This window comes from Hyphomicrobium sp., from assembly GCF_035548195.1.
Classification (GTDB): Bacteria; Pseudomonadota; Alphaproteobacteria; order Rhizobiales; family Hyphomicrobiaceae; genus Hyphomicrobium_B.
In genome coordinates this window covers 30506-51757 of sequence record NZ_DASZTY010000009.1, presented here as the reverse complement: position 1 = coordinate 51757, position 21252 = coordinate 30506, and the positions used below count along the sequence as shown (strand labels likewise).

20 protein-coding genes and 1 pseudogene are annotated in these 21252 nt (G+C 55.6%); 10 read left to right on the top strand and 11 right to left on the bottom strand.

The features are described from left to right. The first annotated feature begins 127 nt into the window (after nt 1-127). Complete coding sequence (locus tag VHB22_RS02675; RefSeq protein ID WP_325455409.1) at nt 128-1345, top strand: NnrS family protein; 1218 nt, start codon at nt 128-130, stop codon at nt 1343-1345. 74 nt (nt 1346-1419) lie between these two features. Here the strand turns inward: VHB22_RS02675 and VHB22_RS02670 are convergent, their stop codons facing one another. Next, nucleotides 1420-1656: a 2TM domain-containing protein gene (locus tag VHB22_RS02670; protein WP_325455408.1), complete on the bottom strand. Its 237-nt coding sequence runs from the start codon at nt 1654-1656 to the stop codon at nt 1420-1422. Nucleotides 1657-1866: 210 nt separating this feature from the next. On the opposite strand from VHB22_RS02670, the gene VHB22_RS02665 reads away from it, so the two are divergent. Continuing rightward, on the top strand, nt 1867-2202 hold the full coding sequence (locus tag VHB22_RS02665) for a c-type cytochrome (RefSeq protein WP_325455407.1): 336 nt from the start codon (nt 1867-1869) through the stop codon (nt 2200-2202). Nucleotides 2203-2717: 515 nt separating this feature from the next. Beyond that, complete coding sequence (locus tag VHB22_RS02660; protein WP_325455406.1) at nt 2718-3455, top strand: CBS domain-containing protein; 738 nt, start codon at nt 2718-2720, stop codon at nt 3453-3455. A 340-nt stretch (nt 3456-3795) separates the two neighbouring features. On the opposite strand, the gene VHB22_RS02655 is transcribed toward VHB22_RS02660, so the two are convergent. The 5 genes from VHB22_RS02655 to VHB22_RS02635 form a co-directional block, all read right to left on the bottom strand. Continuing rightward, entirely contained in the window at nt 3796-4182 is a 387-nt protein-coding gene (locus VHB22_RS02655) for a DUF302 domain-containing protein (RefSeq protein ID WP_325455405.1), read from the bottom strand. Between the two features lie 127 nt (nt 4183-4309). Next, nucleotides 4310-4546, bottom strand: coding sequence for an SHOCT domain-containing protein (locus tag VHB22_RS02650; RefSeq protein ID WP_325455404.1), 237 nt, complete (start codon nt 4544-4546; stop codon nt 4310-4312). Nucleotides 4547-4595: 49 nt separating this feature from the next. Further along, entirely contained in the window at nt 4596-5117 is a 522-nt protein-coding gene (locus VHB22_RS02645) for a Spy/CpxP family protein refolding chaperone (protein ID WP_325455403.1), read from the bottom strand. Nucleotides 5118-5590: 473 nt separating this feature from the next. Further along, nucleotides 5591-6169: a cytochrome b/b6 domain-containing protein gene (locus VHB22_RS02640; protein ID WP_325455402.1), complete on the bottom strand. Its 579-nt coding sequence runs from the start codon at nt 6167-6169 to the stop codon at nt 5591-5593. Further along, nucleotides 6166-6441: a PepSY domain-containing protein gene (locus VHB22_RS02635; protein ID WP_325455401.1), complete on the bottom strand. Its 276-nt coding sequence runs from the start codon at nt 6439-6441 to the stop codon at nt 6166-6168. Before VHB22_RS02635 ends, VHB22_RS02640 begins: the two co-directional genes overlap by 4 nt. Nucleotides 6442-6860: 419 nt before the next feature. On the opposite strand from VHB22_RS02635, the gene VHB22_RS02630 reads away from it, so the two are divergent. Both VHB22_RS02630 and VHB22_RS02625 read left to right on the top strand, forming a co-directional pair. Then, entirely contained in the window at nt 6861-7562 is a 702-nt protein-coding gene (locus VHB22_RS02630) for a VIT family protein (protein ID WP_325455400.1), read from the top strand. Nucleotides 7563-7703: 141 nt separating this feature from the next. Next, the gene (locus tag VHB22_RS02625) at nt 7704-9899 is read left to right on the top strand and encodes a heavy metal translocating P-type ATPase (protein ID WP_325455399.1); all 2196 of its coding nucleotides are present in this window, start codon (nt 7704-7706) and stop codon (nt 9897-9899) included. Between the two features lie 725 nt (nt 9900-10624). Here VHB22_RS02625 and VHB22_RS02620 read toward each other — a convergent pair. After that, nucleotides 10625-11896, bottom strand: coding sequence for an MgtC/SapB family protein (locus tag VHB22_RS02620; RefSeq protein ID WP_325455398.1), 1272 nt, complete (start codon nt 11894-11896; stop codon nt 10625-10627). A 161-nt stretch (nt 11897-12057) separates the two neighbouring features. On the opposite strand from VHB22_RS02620, the gene VHB22_RS02615 reads away from it, so the two are divergent. After that, complete coding sequence (locus VHB22_RS02615) at nt 12058-12495, top strand: universal stress protein (protein WP_325455397.1); 438 nt, start codon at nt 12058-12060, stop codon at nt 12493-12495. Between the two features lie 665 nt (nt 12496-13160). Here the strand turns inward: VHB22_RS02615 and VHB22_RS02610 are convergent. The 3 genes and pseudogenes from VHB22_RS02610 to VHB22_RS02600 form a co-directional block, all read right to left on the bottom strand. After that, the gene (locus tag VHB22_RS02610) at nt 13161-13760 is read right to left on the bottom strand and encodes a hypothetical protein (protein ID WP_325455396.1); all 600 of its coding nucleotides are present in this window, start codon (nt 13758-13760) and stop codon (nt 13161-13163) included. A gap of 198 nt (nt 13761-13958) precedes the next feature. Beyond that, entirely contained in the window at nt 13959-15941 is a 1983-nt protein-coding gene (locus tag VHB22_RS02605; protein ID WP_325455395.1) for a DUF885 domain-containing protein, read from the bottom strand. Beyond that, nucleotides 15869-16109, bottom strand: a pseudogene (locus VHB22_RS02600) (integrase core domain-containing protein); the annotation flags it as partial. The pseudogene VHB22_RS02600 and the gene VHB22_RS02605, both read right to left, overlap by 73 nt. A gap of 555 nt (nt 16110-16664) precedes the next feature. Here VHB22_RS02600 and VHB22_RS02595 point away from each other — a divergent pair. The 4 genes from VHB22_RS02595 to VHB22_RS02580 all read left to right on the top strand — a co-directional run bounded on the left by VHB22_RS02595 (nt 16665) and on the right by VHB22_RS02580 (nt 20712). Then, complete coding sequence (locus tag VHB22_RS02595; protein ID WP_325455457.1) at nt 16665-17342, top strand: glycosyltransferase family A protein; 678 nt, start codon at nt 16665-16667, stop codon at nt 17340-17342. Nucleotides 17343-17633: 291 nt separating this feature from the next. Beyond that, nucleotides 17634-18818 carry a DUF3644 domain-containing protein gene (locus VHB22_RS02590; RefSeq protein WP_325455394.1) on the top strand — a complete coding sequence of 395 codons (1185 nt, stop codon included), beginning with the start codon at nt 17634-17636 and terminating at the stop codon, nt 18816-18818. Between the two features lie 586 nt (nt 18819-19404). Beyond that, entirely contained in the window at nt 19405-20181 is a 777-nt protein-coding gene (locus VHB22_RS02585) for a hypothetical protein (protein ID WP_325455393.1), read from the top strand. A 99-nt stretch (nt 20182-20280) separates the two neighbouring features. Beyond that, nucleotides 20281-20712: an EamA family transporter gene (locus VHB22_RS02580; protein WP_414652696.1), complete on the top strand. Its 432-nt coding sequence runs from the start codon at nt 20281-20283 to the stop codon at nt 20710-20712. 23 nt (nt 20713-20735) lie between these two features. Here VHB22_RS02580 and VHB22_RS02575 read toward each other — a convergent pair whose 3' ends face one another. After that, entirely contained in the window at nt 20736-21119 is a 384-nt protein-coding gene (locus tag VHB22_RS02575; RefSeq protein ID WP_325455391.1) for a tetratricopeptide repeat protein, read from the bottom strand. Nucleotides 21120-21252 lie beyond the last annotated feature (133 nt).

Genomic DNA, 21252 nt, shown 5'->3' with positions numbered 1-21252 from the left:
TGCATTGGATTTTGTTAACTCTCAGCATCATAACAGTGATCGGTGCCGTCATTAAGAGCCATTAAGTCGTGTGTGTCCGAGTGGAAACCGGGCGTGGCTTACACCGAGGTTTACGGGACGGAAACGCATGGCCATACCACGCCACAAATTCTATTCGGGGCCGGCAATCCTCAGCTACGGTTTTCGCCCATTCTTCTTAGGGGCAGCGATTTACGCGGGCATCGGCATTAGCATTTGGCTCCCGTTATTCACCGGTCACATCGCTATCCCAACGGCTATGTCTCCCGTGCGTTGGCACATACATGAAATGATCTACGGCTTTTTGCCGGCCGTGATCACCGGGTTTCTGCTCACCGCCATTCCCAACTGGACGGGCCGGTTACCGCTTCAGGGGACGCCTCTGGCGATTCTGGTGGCCGTGTGGTTGGCTGGTCGGCTTGGCGTCTTCTTTTCAGGCATGATTGGGCCGACAGCCGCCGGCGTTATCGACTGTGCCTTCCTGTTTCTCGTTGCAGCCGCCGCCGGGCGCGAGGTGGTCGCAGGAAGCAACTGGCGGAACATACCTCCGGTGTTGATCCTACTCGTGTTCTTAGCCGGGAACGTCATCTTCCATATCGAGGATGATACTCACGCAATGGCGGGTATCGGGACGCGGCTCGGTATCGGAGCCGCCGTTATGCTAATTTCGCTCGTCGGTGGACGTATTGTTCCGAGCTTCACGCGCAATTGGCTCGCCCGCGCAAATCCCGGCCGGCTTCCAATACCTTTGGGCCGCTTTGATACTGGCGTAATGGCGATCTCCGCCCTTGCGCTTGCGTTGTGGGTCTTCGCGCCGCGATGGCAAGTGACCGCCGCGCTTATGTTGGCGGCCGCGATCCTTCAAGCGATCCGACTCGCCCGCTGGGCTGGAGACCGAACCTGGCGGGATCGGCTGGTCCTTATCCTTCATATCGGCTACGCGTTCGTGCCGATTGGTTTTCTGCTCATGGCCGGCGCCATTCTATTTCCACAAGCCGTCCCGATCAGCAGCGGCATTCACGCCTGGACGGTGGGAGCCGTCGGCACGATGACGCTCGCGGTGATGACTCGTGCAAGCCTCGGCCATACAGGCCAACCACTCTCCGCCGATTGGCTAACGCAGGCGATCTATGCGTTCGTGATTGCCGCCGCTGCGTTGCGGATTGTCGCGGCATTTGTGCCCGAGTTCGGGCTCATCCTGTTGCATTCGGCCGCTGCTTTTTGGGTCGCGGCCTTCTGGGGTTTCGCGATCGGCTACGGGCGGCTGCTTTGGCAATCGCGAGCTGCTTCTTCCTCACCATCACAGAGCGGGCCGAAGGCGAGATAGGTCAAATTCTTGGAGACGTGCCTTCCAAGCAAGAGAAAGCCATCTCAAGCTATTTGATTCGGCAAAGTTGTATTTTACACGCGCTTCGGAGGGGCTGGCAGCTCGGTCGAGGCATTAAACGGATGAGGCGTTTGTTTGCGGTGGACGAGAAACGCGTGCCCCACAATCCCGAGACCCCAACCTAAAGCCGGCCAATAGAACCACAGATGATGCGGGCTTACCGAAAGATTGATCAGTAACAGGAGAATGTTCACCGCAACATAAACGATGAGGTGTATTCGAAGGCCTGGATTTTCTAGCAGCCGTCTCATTTGGAACTCCTTTTGACTCGGGAGATTGAAGTCTACCGGTTGCGCCAAGTCAATTTCAACATACCCCGACCACGGTACGGTTCCATTGATTTGAAACAAAGGGTCCAGGCGGGGTTTATGATCGTTCAAACGACTAGACATACCTCGCCCGAGAAGACGCACTGGAGCGCGGTCGCAATCATACTCGCGATCTTCGCTTCGACTTGTACCGTGACGAACTTCGCCAATGGTCATCCAAATGACAACGAGTCGCCCGACGTGGCGGAAACAATAAAGCCGACGAAACCAGATCCTGAAAACGGGCGCATTATTGCTCGCGCGCTATGTACAAACTGTCATGTGATCGGAGAGGGATCGAATGCAGCGGGCGTGAATGCCGATGTCCCCAGCTTTCCTGCGATTGCCAACAAATCGGATCAATCAGCTGAACGCATATCGAATTGGCTGCTTAGCGCTCACGGGCCGATGCCAAACATTCACCTGACGCGAAAAGAACTTCGTGACCTTGCCGCCTACATAATCTCACTGCGCAAACCCAGGCCATAGCTTGGCTCCGCCTCGGGCCGCTATAGAAACGGAAACTCGGAGGAATTAAGCCGGTCCCGGTTCGAAGAGAAAAAGGCATGCTATTGGCGCGCATACGTCGAGCAATCACGCAATACTAGGCCTTCGCTAAACCTTGAGAGAGGGAGTGGAACGATCACCCCCTATCAACCATCCTTCGGTGCTGGATCTCACAACAGCGTCAAGTCAGCTAGGTTCTGCCAAAACCTGAGATGCGACCGCGGTTTTGATCGTGATCAATGCATAGGTATCATTCTTCAGTAGCAGCTGGAGAACTTCGATGAACGATGAACATCTCGTCAGTTGGTTATCGAATGCAAGAAGCTAATGATCTTGTTGTGCTCCATAGTCTATTGGCAGCAGACTGCGAGGGCTTATGCGGAAAAAGTTCTCCAATTTCGCCACCGCCGGTTGGTCTGTAGGTCGCAGCGTTGATGCAGCTGGCGCAAACGCCAGCGGGAAGCGGATAAGATAAATTTAAATATGGAGGATGTGCGATGAAGGCGCATGAAATCATGAGTCGTCAGGTTGTTTCAGTAACGCCCGATAGCACCCTCGTCGACCTCGCTAACTTAATGCTCGAGAAACGCTTCAGTGGTGTACCGGTGATAACGGCGAAGGGCAAACTTGTCGGTATGATCACAGAGGGGGACTGCATGCACCGTGTCGAAACCGGAACAGAAAAGAAGCAGTCGTTTTGGCGCTCACTTCTTGCTAACCCCGAAGGACGTGCCGAAAATTATATTCGGGAACATGGCCGCAAAGTTTCTGAAGTGATGACACGAAATCTGATCACAGTCGGCGAGGAAACTGACGTATCCGAGATCATTCATTTGATGGAGAAGCATCAAGTGAAAAGAGTGCCGGTCGTAAAGGGGGGCACAGTTGTCGGTATTGTCAGCCGGGCTAACATTATGCAGGCGGTGGCGAGCGTGCTTCGGGAGGGAGTGGAGGGCAAGGACAGCGACGCAAGAATTCGCGGCAAGGTGCTTGATGCGCTTGCAGAACTGCCGTGGCCGGCAAAGACTTTCGTCAACGTTACAGTAAAGAACGGTGTCGTTGATCTTTGGGGGGCTTTTACAGCTTTTCGCCAGGACGAGTCCGCTATTGTCGCCGCGGAGAATGTTCCTGATGTCAAAGGCGTCCATAACCATTTGGCCTGGGTCGATCCACTTTCGGGGTTGGTGATTTACGAGGCTGGTGAAAAGCGGCCCGTCGCAGGCGCCACAAATTAGAGAGGTCCTCCTTTCTTGCGTCCGTTCGATTTTTGAGGCCGGCCGCATGAAACCACAGATGCTCGTCGTTCCGGTGTGTGTCCCTATCGGCATTTTCTAGCTCGCGCCACCAGTACTCCAATATAGAACCTTCGGCGGGAAGCCGAGGGTTCCAAACTGGGAGCCCCTACAAGCACATTTGAGGGCACAGACCGAGTTGTGGAATACACAATGTCCGCACGACCCCAAGGTCCATATGGAACAGGCACACTATCTGACGAACGCCTTGCCGAAAGCTGCCGCCGAAATGGCGCTGCATATTCTGGCTTACAATCTGACTCCGTGATGAGCATTCTTAATTCTAGAGCCGCGTGAGGACAGCGCTCAGCTTGTTGCGCACGGTCTCGGCGATTTCCGACAAGGCGGGTTTGCCAACACGCTCCATTGACGCTGTCGGATCGATTGTGGCCACCTCTACCTCCCCGTTGGCGCGCTCTTGCAAAATGACATTGCACGGGAGCATGACGCCGATTTTGTCTTCGGCTTGAAGTGCGCGATGGGCGAGCTGAGGGTTGCACGCACCGAGGATGCGATAGTGTTGCCAGTCGATACCGAGCTTTGTCTTGAGCGTGGAGCGGACGTCGATGTCGGTCAGAACGCCGAAACCTTCCTCTTTCAGCGCCGCGATAACTTTTTCGATCGCGGCATCGAACGGCACTTGAATGGTTTTTGCGATGTAAAAGCTCATGGCTTGAACCTTCAAGGTTGTGCCAGTGGCGTCGGATGCAATCATTCTGCTCGAACCGAGAACCGCGCGCCGCTACACGCGCGACAGCTGGCGCGCACGAATTCGAGGTTTGCCGCCGTTGGCCACGTCAGCTGATGAGCGCTTTGCGCCTCATTTCGTATTCCTCGCGATCGATCTCGCCTTCCGAGAACCGCTTATCGAGGATTTCGCGCGCCGTCTTCGAGCTCCGCTCACGGCTCGAATTGCGGTCGTAAAGCCGCACAATGGCGAGTACGAGGCCGACCAGAAGCGCTAAAGGGAGCGTCATGAACACCCAACCGAAACCCATACCCCAGCTTCCACTCGTCCACCAATCGTGCATCATTTTGCAGTCTCCATTTAACGCGGGACCACACTTCGGATTAATGCTCACATCATGCATCCGCCATGCCGAGCAACAGATCCGCCTTTTTCTTCTGGTCGGTACTCAGCACCTTATAGAGTGTCTCGGTCGCGGGCCGCAAAGCCTTGAGACTTTCAACCATGCTTTCCATCGTCTTGATGTGAGCGTCCAAGCGCTCGAGCGCGCTTCCCGTCTCCGTGGTCTGCGCCATCGCAGTGTGCATATCCTGCATGGCCGTTCCCCGGGCTTTGACTGCGCTCGCGTAATCGTTCCAAGCTGAGGTCTGTGCTTCAGTGACGCCTAGTTCAGCCTTTATGTAGGCAAGGCGTCCCTCCATCATGGGGCCGAAGTTCATCATCGCGCCCGGTCCCATCATCCCTTGCATCATCGTGCACCCGTTGCCGGAGCCCATCATGCCCATCCCCATGTGGCCCATCATGCCTTGGCCCATCATGGGCATCTGCTGCTGAACCGGCTGGGCGAGTGCCACGTCCGCGCCAAGATTAACGGCGCTGATCAGGGCCGCTGCGAGGAAACGCAAATGCCGTTTCATGATCCGATCCTTCTTCTCTAATGCCTGGGAATAATAACGTGCCCCGTTTCTGTACCTGCATGACCTCTCGACGAAGCTTGGCACATCGGATTTGCCATAAGGCTCATACGCTGCCTTGATCAGGGTCAAGGTCGACCGGGCTTCAACCCCGAATATTGGCTAGCGTCGGCGTAGAGTGGAGTGGCACTCCTTTTCGGTGAAGCGTCAATCCGGCCCGTGGGGCTGTATGAGCTTTCCGCCGAAAATCTTGCAAAAATCATCGGCGTCTTCTCTCTTGGAGAAACGACAAATCCAGTACTCTTTTCCCTGGCATCGGACCGTCTCGTAGATCGGTGAGACGTCGCGATTTTCACAGAATTTCGAAATTGCGATCCCGTTGGTGCCCTGAGCAATGGTTGATGGTAACGCGACGCCTAATGACCACTTCCCGCCAGACGGTTTCACAATTTTGCCATCGGCCAACGGAGGTCCCTTCATGGGGATCGCTTAAAACCTGTAAACATTGCGCGTACGAGATTTTCGCCATGTTCGATGCTAGCGAACACGACGCCCCCGACGTGGAGCGCCACCAGAACCAATGCTAAGTTGCTCGTGGTCGCATGAAGATTATCGACCCACTGCACACCCCAGAAGGCATCGGTGGTCATCATGATTCCGGTGATGCAAAGGATGAGCAGCATGGCGAGTAACGCGATGACCATCGCGCCGCCAGCCGGATTATGGCCGAGGTACCGTGCAGCCCGCATGTGCATCATGTCCGTCATATAACGCTGGATGATGCGTGGTCGATAAACGAAATCGGAAAAGAGTGCATGGCGAGAGCCCACAAAGCCCCAGACAATGCGTGCAAGGATGAGCGCAAGAACGATATAGCCGGCGGCGAGATGGGATTGGTCCCAGATTCCGCCGGTATACCAAGCTGTTGCGAACGCGATGACGAGGGACCAGTGAAAGACCCGCACAAAGAGGTCCCAAACCTTGACCGATCTCGATCCAGCGGCTTTCCCAGACTTAACCGTGGAGGCACCTTCTGAGGGGCGGCTCTCTATCATTGCGAGTGAACTATCTTTGCGGTTGTTGGATCGAGAAAGAGTTCCATTTTCTTCCCGGCCTTATCCGTCACATAAGCCTCATAACAATTACCCGCGCGCGTTGTTTTAATGCTCGTGACGGTGTAGCCGGCCTCTGTGACCTTGGCCTTAGCGGCCGCCTCCGTCATCCACTTGTCTTTCGCAGCTGTGGTGCAAGTACCGGAATAGCCAGCAGCGAATACTGGGCTAGCTGCGAGCAAGCAAAAAGCTGACACGGCCATCTTCATTTTCATAATTCAATCTCCATGAACGCATTAGTCCGGACGGCAATGTGATCCGGTCACCGGTTCTGGGAATTTTGTAGGCAGGTAAAAGCATTTGTGCGTTGACTTGCGTCAAAGTACCGGCGCCTCCGCAATGAAACCCAATAACGGGTTTGCTTGCAGAGTAGGGGGTGCTTCGAGATGCACGCGACGGCAGCGATAAGTATGCGGTTCGCTATAGTGCAATGCCGAATTAACGCCGACCTAGTTCCACATGGCTGTGATCGGCCTTCATTGAGTGGCCTGCTTGGAATATTAATTAGGTTCCTCCTTCTGCAAGATGCTGCGTGGACGAGGGAGCGGGCGTGGCCTGCGAGTGAAGCAATGCAGCAGGTCGCGGCACGAGGGCTTCCGCCGCCGCGCACGAGCACAAACGAAAGAGACAAAAAATGAGCAGACTCCATGTCCACACCGAAACCCACCTCGTCGATCGGATCGGGTGGCTGCGCGCAGCCGTGCTAGGAGCCAACGACGGCATTGTCTCGACGGCGAGCCTCATTGTCGGCGTGGCAGCTGCTTCAGGCAAACCTAGCGACATTCTCATCGCCGGCGTCGCCGGCCTCGTCGCGGGAGCAATGTCGATGGCAGCCGGGGAATATGTCTCCGTCAGCTCGCAAGCGGATACCGAGCACGCAGATCTCGCGCGCGAGCGCCAAGAGCTCAACGATAACATAGACTTTGAGAGGGAGGAGCTGGCGCAAATCTACGTCAAACGTGGCGTTGAGCACGAACTGGCCGTGAAAGTTGCCGATCAGCTCATGGCCAAAGATGCGTTGGGAGCGCACGCCCGTGACGAGCTTGGAATTTCTGAGATCAGCACGGCGCGCCCTGTGCAAGCTGCGCTAACCTCGGCTGCAACGTTTGCCGTGGGTGCTTCGATGCCGTTGTTGATGGTTCTGATCTCCCCGTCGGACAAGCTTGTGCCCATTGTCTCGGTCGCTTCTCTAGGTTTCCTCGCCCTCCTTGGGGCCGTCGGCGCCAAAGCCGGCGGCGCTAACGTCGTGAAGGCGACGGCCCGCGTCACGTTCTGGGGAGCACTTGCGATGGCTTTGACGGCCGGGATCGGAAAACTTTTCGCGATAGTTGTTTGAGATCACCGCCGTTCGTTCCAGATTTTGCGAGGCTCAACTGTGCCTGTTGCTTTTACTGAACGACTGCGACACAGAGCACTGATCGCTATTGCACTGTCCGGATTAATTTTCGGCGGACTGCTTTACGCGGTGGGCCAGCCCATGGCCGCGAAATGGCTTTGGGCGGCAGGGACGGTGCCGGTCGTCATCGGGCTGTTCGTGTCCATGGCTCGCGATCTTATGGCCGGTCGCATGGGTGTCGATGCCGTTGCGTTCGTCTCGATGTCGGCGGCGCTACTGCTCGGTCAGTCCCTTGCCGGGGTAGTTGTGGCGGTGATGTATGCGGGCGGCAATCTACTGGAGGACTTTGCCGTCGCGCGCGCCGAACGCGATCTCAAGTCCCTGACTGACCGCGCACCCCGCATCGCCCACCGGCGACACGGAGACTCGTTGGAAGACGTTGCGATCGAAGACATCGCCGTCGGCGATACCGTATTGGTGCGCGCAGGCGAAGTCATTCCTGTCGACGGTGTCATCCTCGCCGTTGCCGCGACACTCGACGAGGCGGCGTTGACGGGTGAACCCATTCCCGTGACGCGGCCGAAAGGCGATCGGGTTCATAGCGGGACAATCAATGCGGGCGAAACATTCGACATGCGGGCGACGGCGAGTGCCGGCGAAAGCACATACGCTGGCATCGTCAGACTGGTGACCGCGGCGCAAACGGCGAAGACACCATTCATCCGGCTCGCTGATCGCTATGCTTTGCTGCTGCTGCCGGTAACGCTAGCGTTGGCGGCGGCAGCTTGGCTATGGTCAGGTGATCCGATCCGGGGGCTCGCTGTTCTCGTGGCATCGACTCCCTGTCCGCTCATTCTAGCGGCTCCAGTTGCCTTCATCGCCGGTATCTCTCGCGCTGCTCGCCGCGGTATCCTCGTCAAGGGAGGCGCCGCGATCGAAGCTCTGGCGCGGACTCATACTGTAATGTTCGACAAGACCGGTACACTGACCGTTGGCGGCGCGAGACTTGTTGCCATCGAAACCGCGCCCCAGCAGTCGGCCGATGAGATCATGCGCCTTGCGGGCTCTCTCGAGCAGGCCTCCCATCATGTGGTCGCGGCGGCAATCGTTACGGCAGCGCGTGCACGGGGACTGGCACTTTCTCAGCCGACTGAGGTCAAAGAGACGATCGGATCGGGCCTTCAGGGTTTGGTCGAAGGTCACCAAGTTCGCGTGGGCTCCTTCGACTTGGTATATGGGCCGGCACAGCCTCAACCTTGGGCAATACGCGCACTTCGCCGGGCGTCATGGCGCTCCGCGCTGAGTGTATTCGTGTGGGCGGATGGCACCACAATCGGCGCGATCCTTTTAGCTGACGAACTGCGGCCGGAGACGCCAAGGGCTGTGCAAAATCTTCGCGCCGCCGGGGTGAAACGTATCATGATGGTTACCGGTGATCGCGCCGAGTCAGCTGATACGATCGCTGCGGCACTCGATCTCGACGCCGTGCTTGCCGAACGAGTCCCGTCCGATAAAGTTGAGGCCGTAGTTGTCGAACAACGGATTCACCCAACGATCATGGTCGGCGATGGCATCAATGATGCGCCTGCTCTTGCGGCCGCCGATGTCGGCATTGCATTGGGAGCTCGTGGCGCCAGCGCGTCATCAGAGGCCGCCGACGTTGTTATTCTCGTTGATCAGCTTGATCGCGTTTCCGACGCTGTTGCGATCGCTCGGCGAACGCGCCGCATCGCTATTCAGAGCATCGCCGCGGGCATGGCCATGTCGGGCGTGGCGATGATCGTCGCGGCGCTCGGATATTTAACGCCGGTGGAGGGCGCACTTACACAGGAAGCGATTGATGTCGCTGTCATACTCAATGCGCTGCGTGCGCTGACTCCCGGTTGGAGATTTGGTCGGCAGAGGCTTCAGACGGCTGCCAGCCGTGCTCTTCGGCAGGGTCACAGCAAACTTCAAGCCAGCCTCGATCGTTTGAGGGAAATTGCGGACGCTCTCGACGAGGCATCTTCTCAGCTTGCGGTTCCGCTAATCCTTGAGGCTAACGATGTGATTGCTCGGGACATCGTCGAGCACGAACGCGATGACGAGAGCAATGTGTATCCGCGAATTGCCAAGATCCTTCATGATGCTCCTGGGCTTGTCGCTATGAGTCGTGCTCACCGCGAAATTCTTCATTTGTCGCGCTTGCTTTCGAGATTGTCGAACGGCCTAAAGATTGAGTCCGTGGACAGATATCTGATCCGCGATGCCCAGCGGGTGATTGAATCAATTGAATCCCTAGTCCGCATGCACAATGCACAGGAGGACGACATCTACGAGCAAGCAGCGGCGAGCTAACACCTGACGTAGAAGCCCCTACCTGATGCTTTTCGCAGACAGCATGCTGCCGTCCGTGATAGTGACGTTCAACAATATCTAGGTCGAGGCTTTCTCTTTTCCCGAAATCCAAAGTCCATTTCCGTTTGACGCTAGCTAGGGGTCATATGTCCGAATTCTCGGCGATCTAGGTTGGCTTAATGCCCACAGATGCTTGAGCCAATCGCCGGTAGAGGTCGCGCCTCGCTTCGACGGCCACCAATCGTAGAGGAACGTTTCGATTGGTTTCCAGTTTGCGACCCAACCAACTAAAATCAGACTTTCGGTAATAACGCTCTCCATCGGTCCGGTACCCAGATGCGTGCGCGCCATTTGATTGCCAAGGAGACACACAACCAACACGAGGATGCCGATGAGTAGATAGCCTCGACCGACACGAAAAATTTCGTTGAGTTCGCGCTATTGCATTGAGGGAAGTAATTGGCCAGCTCAGCGCTGAGCCCGCGCTCCCGTGCTTTGCGGGCTTCTTCTTCCGGAAGTTGCACGATAATTCGAAGCGATGCGTCCCAAGGAAATTCACGCGCCCAGCCGACGATGTATTCTTCAGCATCGCTATCGAGGTCACGTTCTTGGAATGGTGAAGGATCGAACGAATTGAAGAGCTGCGTAAGCTCGCGAATTCGAACTTCGATAAATGCATTCTCCTTTGCCAAAGCTTGCCTAGCATGTATTGGCGGTCGCCGACGTCACCATTGAGCCGTAATGAAGTAGCCCAAAAGACCCGCTGCAATCGCCGCGCCCGCTGTAGCGAATAGGTTTCTGCCGATTGCAAACCCGCCCGTCATCCATCCCAAGCAGGCTTTGGAAAATGTATTCACAGTGACGACGATCAAGATGGCACGCGCAGCGACATCTGCTCCAAGTTCGCCTATTCCGAGGCGGGACATCGACAAGGTGATGGCATCAACGTCGGCGAAGCCGGAGATTGCGGCAAGCGCATAAGCTCCCGCGCTCCCGGCGTAGGCCGTCGCGACCTTTGTCATAACCGCGACGAGTGTGAGCAGAGCGCCAAATGTCAGGACTGTGCTGAGCTCGAAGGGGTTTGACAGTTCGACTTTTGAAGGAAAACCTCCGGCAAGTTTCTTTCTCGTCAGATACAGCCCTATACCCGTTAACGCTGCTCCGGCCAGCCCGAGAGGTGCGACCAACTTTGAAACCAAAGCAAAGTTGACGAAAGCCACGATGAGCAATACGCGCATCATCATCGTCGCCCATGAGAGAACGATCCCCGCTCCCAGGGCCCTATTCCCCCCAGGATGCTCACCTGCCAATTTCGACAACGTCATCGTAACGGCGGTGGATGAAGTCAAACCACCGGCAACACCCATGATTACAGCCCCCGCTCCGATTCCGGCAAACTTGATCGCGGCGTAGCCAACGAAGGAGATCGCGGCGATCATAATCGTCATAAGCCAAAGCTCGAACGGGTTGATCGCGGACCACGGATCGACTGTGTGGTTGGGAAGCAGCGGCAGTAGAACGCAGGTCATCGCCAGCAAAACGAGCGCCGAGCGAAGTTCATCCCAGGAGAGCCGTATCAGCCAGTCGTGAAGAACCCGCTTGAGAGAAAGCAGTCCAGCCACCGCGACACCTGCCGCTGCTGCGGCCTGCACATCGCCGACTACGGCAAAAGAGCCTAGCGTGAACGCAAGCATCGCGGCAACCACGGTGGTCGCGCCGAACGTGCCTTCGTGCGCTGTTTCCCTATAGCGGAATACAATGATCGCGGCGCTGAACGCCGAAAACGCAAGGCCGAGGGCGAGCACTCCATCCACGCCCTTTGTTTGCGCAATTGCTCCCCATACGCCGCCGAGCAGCGCGCACAACGCATGTGTTCGAAGCCCCGCCGCGCGACCGCCCTCGGGATGGTCCCGTGATTGCCAGCCGCGCTCAAGGCCTATGATGAGCCCAATAGCGAGAGCTACAGAAAGGCGTTGGAGAAGTTCGAATGTATCCATGCGGTAGAAGACCATTCGCGTGGAAAGTCAGAAAAACAAAAATACCCAGGTGTACAGCCATCATCCAACATGAACGGTGATAGTTGATGCGGATCAAAGTCCTTGGTTTTCCGGCATGAGATCAGATAGGCGCATTTTCCATTAGGGTTGCATGAAGTGACATGTACAAACATCTGCTTATTGCGACCGACGGTTCTGAACTCGCGCAAAAAGCTGTCGCGGAGGGGTTCGCCCTGTCGAAAGCTATTGGTGCGAAAGTAACGATATTAACCGTGACGGAGCCCTGGGGAATGGCTGCTCCGGCCGAAGTCGCGGTAGTTTATCCGGTCGAAGAATACGAGCAGGCTGCGGCGGCGAACGCGAGCAAAATCCTGGACGACGCATCCGCCGCTGGAACAAAATTACAGATTGCTTCCCAAACCGTTCATGTCAAAGACCAATATCCCGCCGAAGCCATAGTAGAAACTGCAAACGCGCGCGGCTGCGATTTGATCGTGATGGCATCGCATGGGCGTAGGGGCCTGATGCGCCTCGTGCTCGGAAGCCAAGCTAATCGTGTTGTAACGCAGAGCACGACGTCGGTTTTGATCTGCCGATGACATTGAAGATTTGGCTAAGCGCTATCCGGCGCGGACTAAACACGTCGCAAGTCTGCGCTTGCGCTTTGCTGCCATCGAACGATCCGGTGAAATGTATCTTCGCGCGAGCAAGTTCCACTCAAGCGTCCAACAAAGCTTGACCTGCCTCAAGGCGACAGTTTGAGGGTGCCCCTTAATGCAATTTCAAAATTGATGGTGACGCCATGCGAGCGTTGATATTCGTCTCTCTTGTACTTCCCTTAACGAGTGTTAGCGCGGAGGACGTAGACGCCAATCGGCCAGGAAGGGAACTCGAATGGTCGGACGAGACAGACGCCATTCCAATCATTGTCAGAAGTAGTTTGGCAACCAATTGATCCGAATCAAGGAAGCTAGTTCGGCACGAGTACAAAAATCAATGATTGTCCGGTCATCCCTCGTCGGACAGGTAATTGGGAGGCTCCAACTTCTCCCCCGTGAAGTGAGCCGATGCCTCGGAAGATATCCGAGGTAATGAACCCAAAACTAAGCGGCACCAAGCCTTCCCCGGCTTGGTGCCGCAAATCGTTGGGCGAACCTTGGAGAAGTCAGAAAAGCTTTACAAACGCAGATCTTCAAATCACGGGAAAAGCCCACCGGCTGACCGAGGCCGGATCGAAGGATGCCGATCCGGTCCGCGATTGCGGTCATGCGGCGCGTTTAAGAGATTCGTGAACAGCCTGGTTAGCCTTGTCCAAGGCAACGCGCGTCTCAGCCAGTGCCGATTGCATCGCCGACCAGGATTCGCTTCCAGCTTTTCTCAATTTCTCAAGCTTCGCCTTTGCCGCGTCGGCGTCGACCTTTATATGCTTCACTGCCGTTTCAACTTCTTCGCGGCGACTGTCAGCGAAGTTCGTGGCACTCTTGTGCAGCTTATCGATCGCTTCCTTCCAAGCCTTTCTTTGTGCATCTGCGCGGGCGCGAAAGGCCGCCTCTTGCTCCTTTGCCTGCCGATCTGTCGCGTCAAGAAATGATGATACGCTCGACTCGAACGCAGCCCATTGCGTCTGCAGTGCCGTCTTCGATTGCGCGATGGCAGCTTCGCTCGCCTGTCCATGCTCCCTGACCGCCTTATAGAAGTCATCGCGCACAGTCCGCATGTCAGTGATGGACTTTTCTGCCTTCGTACGGGCGTCGGCCTGGAGCTTCGCGGCTCCATGTTCGAATGAAGCCAACGTGGCATCAATCTCGTCGAGTCGTTCCTTGGCCCAATCCAAATATGTGTGAAGGCTACTTTGGCTACTCATCTCGAAACTCCTTCTTTGGAGGAAAACATGTAAGCAAAGCGCGACAATGGTGTTATTGCTTTGATTTGCCTCAATCGCAGGAGGCATTATGCGTGCATGAGAACTTGAAGGTTTTCGACAAATTTTCGCGTTCTCGCCACGCCATCTATACAAACCGAAGATGATGGGAGGCTGTACGACGTCGGCTCGACATGATGCTCAGCGCTTTGCGAGTTGGGCGGGAATGAAACGTTCGCGTACCGCCTTTGCAAGCAGAGCTGGTGGTAGCGGCCCTTCTTCAAGCAGGAAATTGTTGAATGCGAGCCTGTCAAATACATTTCCGAGTGTGAGTTCGGTTTCCATCCGTAACTTCATGATACGCGCATAACCATAGAAGTAACTGGCTGCCTGTCCGGGCATGTTGAAGGTGTAGCGGTCGAGTTCTTGTCGGACCATCGCTTTAGATAAAACGGCGTCTCGGGTTAGAAGAGCGCTTGCCCTCCCGCGTTCGATCAGTCCCAGATTTAACATCGGATCAAGCATCGCACGTGCCGCTCGGAATAATCGAAATTGTAGCGCAATTAATTGGCCATCGAGGGGTTCGTACGGCATCATCTCCGCCTCGGCATAAAGCGCCCAACCCTCCAAATTGACTGAATTGGCGGCAAACAGCGCTCGCGCGAGCGAGACGCCACGTTCAAGCATCGCCGTGAACTGCAGTTCATGCCCGGGCCGGCCTTCGTGGGCAGCCAGGGTCCAAGCCGCCGATGGATAATTGAAATCATCGAAGGCCCCGTCTTCGCCGAGCGCCGGATTTGTGACGGAAAGAACAAATGTCCCCTGTTCTCCGGTATTTCCAACCAAAGGTGCCGGCAAGAAATGTGGCGCTGGCTGAGACGCGTTCTCGGCGTCGCTTCCAAGACGCATGGCCATCGGCCTATTGGGCGTAAGGGCGATTCCTTGCTTTCGGATAATGGCCTCAATCGTTTCGATCACTTTCCGGTAGTGGCTTTCGAGTTTGCTTGGAGGGATCGAATCTTTTTTCAAAGCGCGGATCACGTCGCGGTAATCCGTCGCCGAGATGCCCTTCTCGCGAGCCACCAGCGGCGCGAGCTGTTGCATTGCCGCGCGCGTCTCCACGAACTCCAATTCAGCCCTGTGAATCAAAGACTGAGCGTCGACACCGACGCCGGTCCGCTTCAGCGCGTCGGCATATAAGGCAGGAGGTAGCTTTGTGTCTGTTCGGGCATGAGGCAGCACCTCGGAACGCAACCAAAACAAATATTCTTCGGTTTGCTTATCAAGCACATCGAGAGCGTTCTCGGCGCCGGCGATCTCGAAGTCGATGAATAATTTCCGGATACCGACCATGTAGGTGTCGGCATTGCGTAGAGCCTGTTCAACTTCTCGTCTCGCCGGATGTAGCAGCGCGCCATTGTCTGTACGTTCTTCATACCGCTGCTTCGCCAGCGTCATCAAAGGAACGGCGTCGGGGCCGAAGCCCACGTAGCGTTTGAGACGATCAAGAGCGTGCGTTCTGCGTTTGGCGGCAGTCTGCTCTGATAAAAGACCGCGCAGACCTTCGAAAATCAATTGGGGCACGTCGGCCCAAGGCAAGACCAGCTGTTCTTGCAATTCACTGCTTTCGATGTCGTCAGCTGCCGCCGCGATCATAATTTCAAGATCTTCGCGTACGCTCGGATCGCGCTCGATCTTGAGCTTTTCCTGTAATTCTGATTTCGCGCTAGCAACCGCCGAGCGGAACCGGCCGGCATTATCGGCTCGTAAATCCACGACACGATCATCGTAGCCGGGAATGCCAAAATCCGAGAATGATTCAGGTCTGAATTGTGCCTCTGCCCCGATCAGTATCTGCGCATAAGTATTGCTCCGCTCGACCCATGTTGCCGTCGTATCGACTAAGAATGGCGTTGGGTCTTGCGCAGTTGCGGCCGGAGACATCGCGCAAAGACCGAAAGTGACGATGACGCGTGCTTTTCTTAAGATGGTGAAGTCTCCCGAGAGTTCAACTTCATGCGGATCCAACCGAGCACGAATTGCCGAGACGTAGCGATCAAACCTTGGATTGCCGCAGGTGATCAGTTCCCACTGAGCGGCCAGGTTGAATGTTAGTTCAGGCTGCTTCCTTCTGCTAGATGCTGCGTGGACGAGGGAGCGTGCGTAGCCTGCGAGAGAGGCCATGCAGCAGATCGCGGCACGAAGACTTCGAGTGCCGGCGGCCGGTAATCGAGTAATTGATGGGGACGCACCGCATAGTAATGGCGGGGCCAGCTCTCGATGACAAACCTCTGCCTCACGGAGCGAGTAGAAGATCTCGCCATTGAGAAGTTCGTCTGTGAGCCTAGCATTAGATCGGCGCCCGATTGCACTTCCTGAGAATCGTATGGATGGTCAGAGGTTCCCATCCAGCGATCGACTTCCCTGCGGCAAGAATGATACCGACGCGACTTCCGACCGCAACGTTCCATGTCGAAGAATCTCCGTTATGGACTGCGTCTGCAGCGTCGCTTTATGTTTCGATTGAATTCCCATCATCAGGAGAAGAATTTGATGCATAGGCGGTCGCAATAGACTGTTCACCAGAAAAATTCGTCCTAATAAAACTCTACTCCTCCAATAGAATTAGGCGGCTCGTAGTAGATGCGAATGGATAATCCCAATAGCGGACCCGCAAAGATGCCTTCGAATATTCGTGCAATTTTCCTACGAGCGGTTTTCGAATAGACATGCCAAAGTTGCAAAGTCCGCTTTGCAGAGAGGCTGTGTGACAACCCGGAGTTGGGCGGTGTCGCTGTGACGACGTGAGCGGCGAGGCCGACCAACTTTGCTTTCCGCTAGTTTCGCGGCGAGAGCCGTCCCGCAAATCACCCCGACCGGCAACCGCCAAGCCATGCTTCCTCACATCTGGGACTGCTACGCAATCAGGACGATGAGGACTTCGAGTGGCTGATCCTCGATACCGGGAAGGATAGGGCCGCAATGTTCGCCGAAATCGAGGATTCGCGCGTCAAATACAGGTACGAGCGAAGGGACGATATGAAGATCGGTGACAAGCGCAACACCCTTTGCGAAGCCGCCGACGGCGATATCATCGCTATGTTCGATGACGACGATCACTATGTCCGCAACTATTTGACGACCATGCTGGCCTTTATGGACGAGGAAAAACTCGATTTCGTGAAACTGTTCGGCTTCTATCTTTTCTATCCGGCGATGGACCAGCTTGGATACTGGTATCTCACCTATGACGCGCCGCTGCACTTCGCCGTTCCGTCCTTCCCAAATTTTGATATCTATCCCAAGCGTGGCGACCGCGACACCAGGCGGGGCTACGGGTTCTCCTATGTCTTCCGCAGATGCGTCTGGGACGCGGTCAAGTTTCCTCATATGGATTACGGCGAGGATCAGGTCTTCGTGAATGAGGTGCGCAAGCGCTTCAAGGTGGGCGGAATGCAGGATGACAAGGGTCTATGTCTCCACATTCTTCACGGCGGCAACACAACGCAGAATTTTCCGCAGCGCCTCATCCACGCCGAAGAGCTCGAACGGCTCTTTCCCGACTTTAAGCCACCAAAGGTTTGATGAACTAACGGACGAAGAGGCACGTCGCGGTTGGTCGCCGATCAGAAATTGCGGGACTTTAAAAGATTCCCATGAGGTGGCAGCCGCTCTGCCGATCTACACCACAATGCTCGAACCCTCCCACGCGCGCTTTCGGCGTCGATAATTCTCCGCTCGAAACTTTTACCGCGGCGTCCCGAAACGCTAGGGATCACCGGATTGACTGTTGTCCCCACCCCCATGAGGAGCGCCTATTGCTGAGCTTCTCTCTTCATCCTTATGGTCAAAAGGATGAGGCGACGGGGGCAAAACGTGGCCAAGAAAAACAAGAATGTCTCCCTGACGGGCGAAGAAAAGCGCATTGTCAAGGCACTGCTTGCCAAAGGCTGGCGCAATCAAGACATCCAGGCTCTGATAAACACCGGGAGAAGCGCCACTATCAATGGCGGCCGAATCACCGGGGTGAAGAAGAACGACAGGCAGGAGCTCGCCACCGACGATCAGCTCGCCTTTTTTATTCTTAAAAAACGATCCTATGACTCCCAAACCGGCCTCAATCAGTATGACGACGAGCGCCTAGTGCGCGCCCGAGAGGCCATGATCCTCGCCGTTCAGATCTTCAACAGCGCGGCCCTCAAGTTCAGAACGGAAGTCTTCACGGTCCTTGCTAACGTTGCGTGGACCTACCTACTCCATGAACACTACCAGAGGAAGAGTGTTGCTGTTGTCAACGTAGATGGTCGTTCTCTTCTCCTGTCTCAGATGATTGACAGGGAAGATTGCCCTCTATCCAAGGGCGTGAAAGACAACCTGCGCGCTATGAAGATTCTGCGCGACAAAGTCGAGCACCTCATACTCGGCCACGCCGACCTCAAATGGGCACCCGTATTCCAGGCATGCTGCTTGAACTTCGACAAAGTGTTATGCGAACTCTTTGGTGATCAGCTCACTCTTTCTGGCCAGCTCTCGCTCGCGCTGCAGTTCTCGAGAATGAACATCGAGCAGTTAGCGACCATCGGGAAGTATGAGATCTCGCCGCAAATCGTGGCGATTGATGCTCAGATCACCCAAGGCATGACGGAGGAGCAGCTCAACGATATCGAGTTCCAGTTTCGCGTCGTCTATACGCTCGACGCGGCAGCGAAGACACAAGCGCACTTCCAGTTTGTCAGCCCTCTATCTGCAGAGGGAAAGGAGATCCATAATGTCCTTGCTAAGAAGGTAGCAGCAGACGAACTCTATCCTCTTAAGCCGGGAGTTGTCGTCGCGAAGGTACAAGAAATGTCGGGAGTACCATTCACCAGAAATCTCCACGTCAAAGCGTGGCACCTCTTTAAGGTTCGCCCCAAGAAAGGGGCCATCCAGCCGGAGAATACTGACAAGCGATATTGCATCTATCATGCGGCTCACAAAGACTACACTTACTCCCCTAACTGGGTGGATCGCCTCGTTGAGGAAGTATCCGACCCGCAACGTCTCGCTGCTATCAAGCTGTAAAATACTGATCCGGGATGCAAGAAGAAGGACGGAGTGATTTGACGGGTCCCAGTGTCCGCTCACGCTTTTTTCGATCGTCTTCGACTTGTCGATGATATTTGCGTCAGGCCGATGGGGCGGACCGCAGTGGCGGCTCTCGACGACCGGTCTTCACCTCAAAAGAGACATCACGGCAAATGCATGGGCATCGCATGATACCCAAGGTCTCCACGTCCGCTTGTGGGATCTTGCGGCTAAGTCGCGATGCAGAGAATGCGGACGTCGAGATAAATGCAAAACGTTCGGTTTAGTCGCTGAGGCGATAGGTCTGCTAAGGTGCTTCGAGCGGGTATTGCGTTTACGTCGCTTTCTCGACGCTCGACGAGCCCTTGGCACACTCGCGTTACCCGACCGATGCGGACGCGGCGTTTTGGCCGTTTCATGGCTGGGCAACACGGTGGCTGTCGTCGAATGCCAATGGTTCTGACTTTATCGTAACTATTCGAACAACTTTCTGCCGAGCCGTCAGAGCTTATCAGCCACATCTGCCTTATGCCCAATTTCCCCCAATCCGGGCGCTGATCGAAGTAGAACGGGGTGAGCACTAATGCCGAATATCACGGCTGGGGTCGGTCCAACCATTTCAAAAGTGGCTAAGGTCACACTCTATTTTTGGCTCATGAAAATTCTTGCCACGACGCTCGGCGAGACGACTGGCGACTATATCTCCATGACGCTTAACCTCGGTTATTACATCGGGCTGGCGATCACCTTTTGCGCACTTATCGTCATCCTTGCCGCCCAGATCGCCTCGCGAGATTATCATCCGCTGCTTTTCTGGATTGCCATCATCGCGACGACGACGGCAGGAACCGAAATCTCCGATTTCATGGATCGATCGCTTGGGCTCGGTTATCTCGCGGGCACCGGGCTTCTTCTGTTTGGGCTGCTCGCTTCGCTCGCAATCTGGTACTACCGCGATCGCAGCCTCCGCATCTATCCGATCACGCGCAAAGATACCGAGATGATGTTTTGGATAGCTGTTCTTTTTTCCAACAGCCTCGGCACTGCTTTTGGCGACTTTCTCGTCGACAATCTGGGTTTGACATTTATTCAGGGCGCGCTCGTAACGGCCGCGGTCATCGCGCTCGTCGGCGTTCTGCACTACTATCGCGCCGTCAACGAGGTCGCGTTGTTCTGGATCGCCTTTATTTTCACACGCCCATTCGGCGCGACATTCGGCGACTTTCTCACCAAGCCGGTTTCAGCTGGCGGTTTGAGCATACCGCGAGAGTATGCCTCTCTGATTACGCTTGGATTGCTTCTCGCGATTTTATACGCGTCCTCGAAATGGACCCATCAAGACGACGCCGAAACCGCATAGCGGCAATGACATCGCCCGGCTTGCCGATTACGCCGGGTTGCGATTTTCCCGGGCTCAGTGAAAAATCTTGGAAGATTAATCTGAATGGGAGGAGCTAGCGTGATATTTCCCACCGGTTGGGTCGCATGGGCTCTCCTTTCGGCTTTTTTCGCAGCCCTGACCGCAATCTTCGCGAAAATCGGCGTCGCGAATATTAATTCTGATCTCGCGACGTTCATAAGGACGATCGTGGTTGTCGTTGTATTGGGCGCCATTCTCATGGCGCGCGACCTCTTCCAACCCATCGGCAGCATTTCACCACGGACGTACTTATTCCTGGCGCTCTCTGGCCTGGCGACAGGCGCCTCATGGCTCTGCTATTTCAGGGCGCTCCAGATTGGTGAGGCTGCTCTTGTTGCGCCTATCGACAAGCTCAGCGTCGTGCTGGTCGCGATATTTGGTGTTACATTTCTTCGCGAACACCTCACATTGGTGAACTGGGCCGGCATCGCGATGATCGCCTCGGGAGCCATTCTCGTGGCTTGGCGCTGAGGGCATCGGCCTCCGATCTCGCCTCAATTCCCGGATTTCGACAGACTTTGCGTCACGTCATCGAGGCGTTGCCGCGCCCAATGGTTCCGGGGATCAAGTTTAAGCGCTTTTTCAAGATCGAGTTGCGCATGATGAAATTCCCCTAACTCGGCGAATGCCATGCCTCGATTGTAGTATGCATCCGAGCGCTTGAGTTCGTGATCGCCCACGGGAACGATAAATCGCGAACATGCAGCAAGGGCTTCGATGGGTGCGAGCCTGGAACCCAGACAGGCTTGGCGGTCGATGTCTTCGCTCCGCCATCTCTCCGGCTTTTCACATCCCGACCCGATACTAAGAATGGCAAAAGCCATCAGGACGAACCAAAGCCGGTTCGGCGAATTTCTCGCAGTCACGCCGTGCGCCATGCGGTTATTTCCACGCGATGACGGCAAGGAATTTCTGCCAAGCCTTCGCTATCGGGCGAACGAATGCCGACCATTTCGTTTCGGCTCGAGAGGGGGCCGCGACCTTCGCGAGTGGGTCTTGGTCATCGGCTGT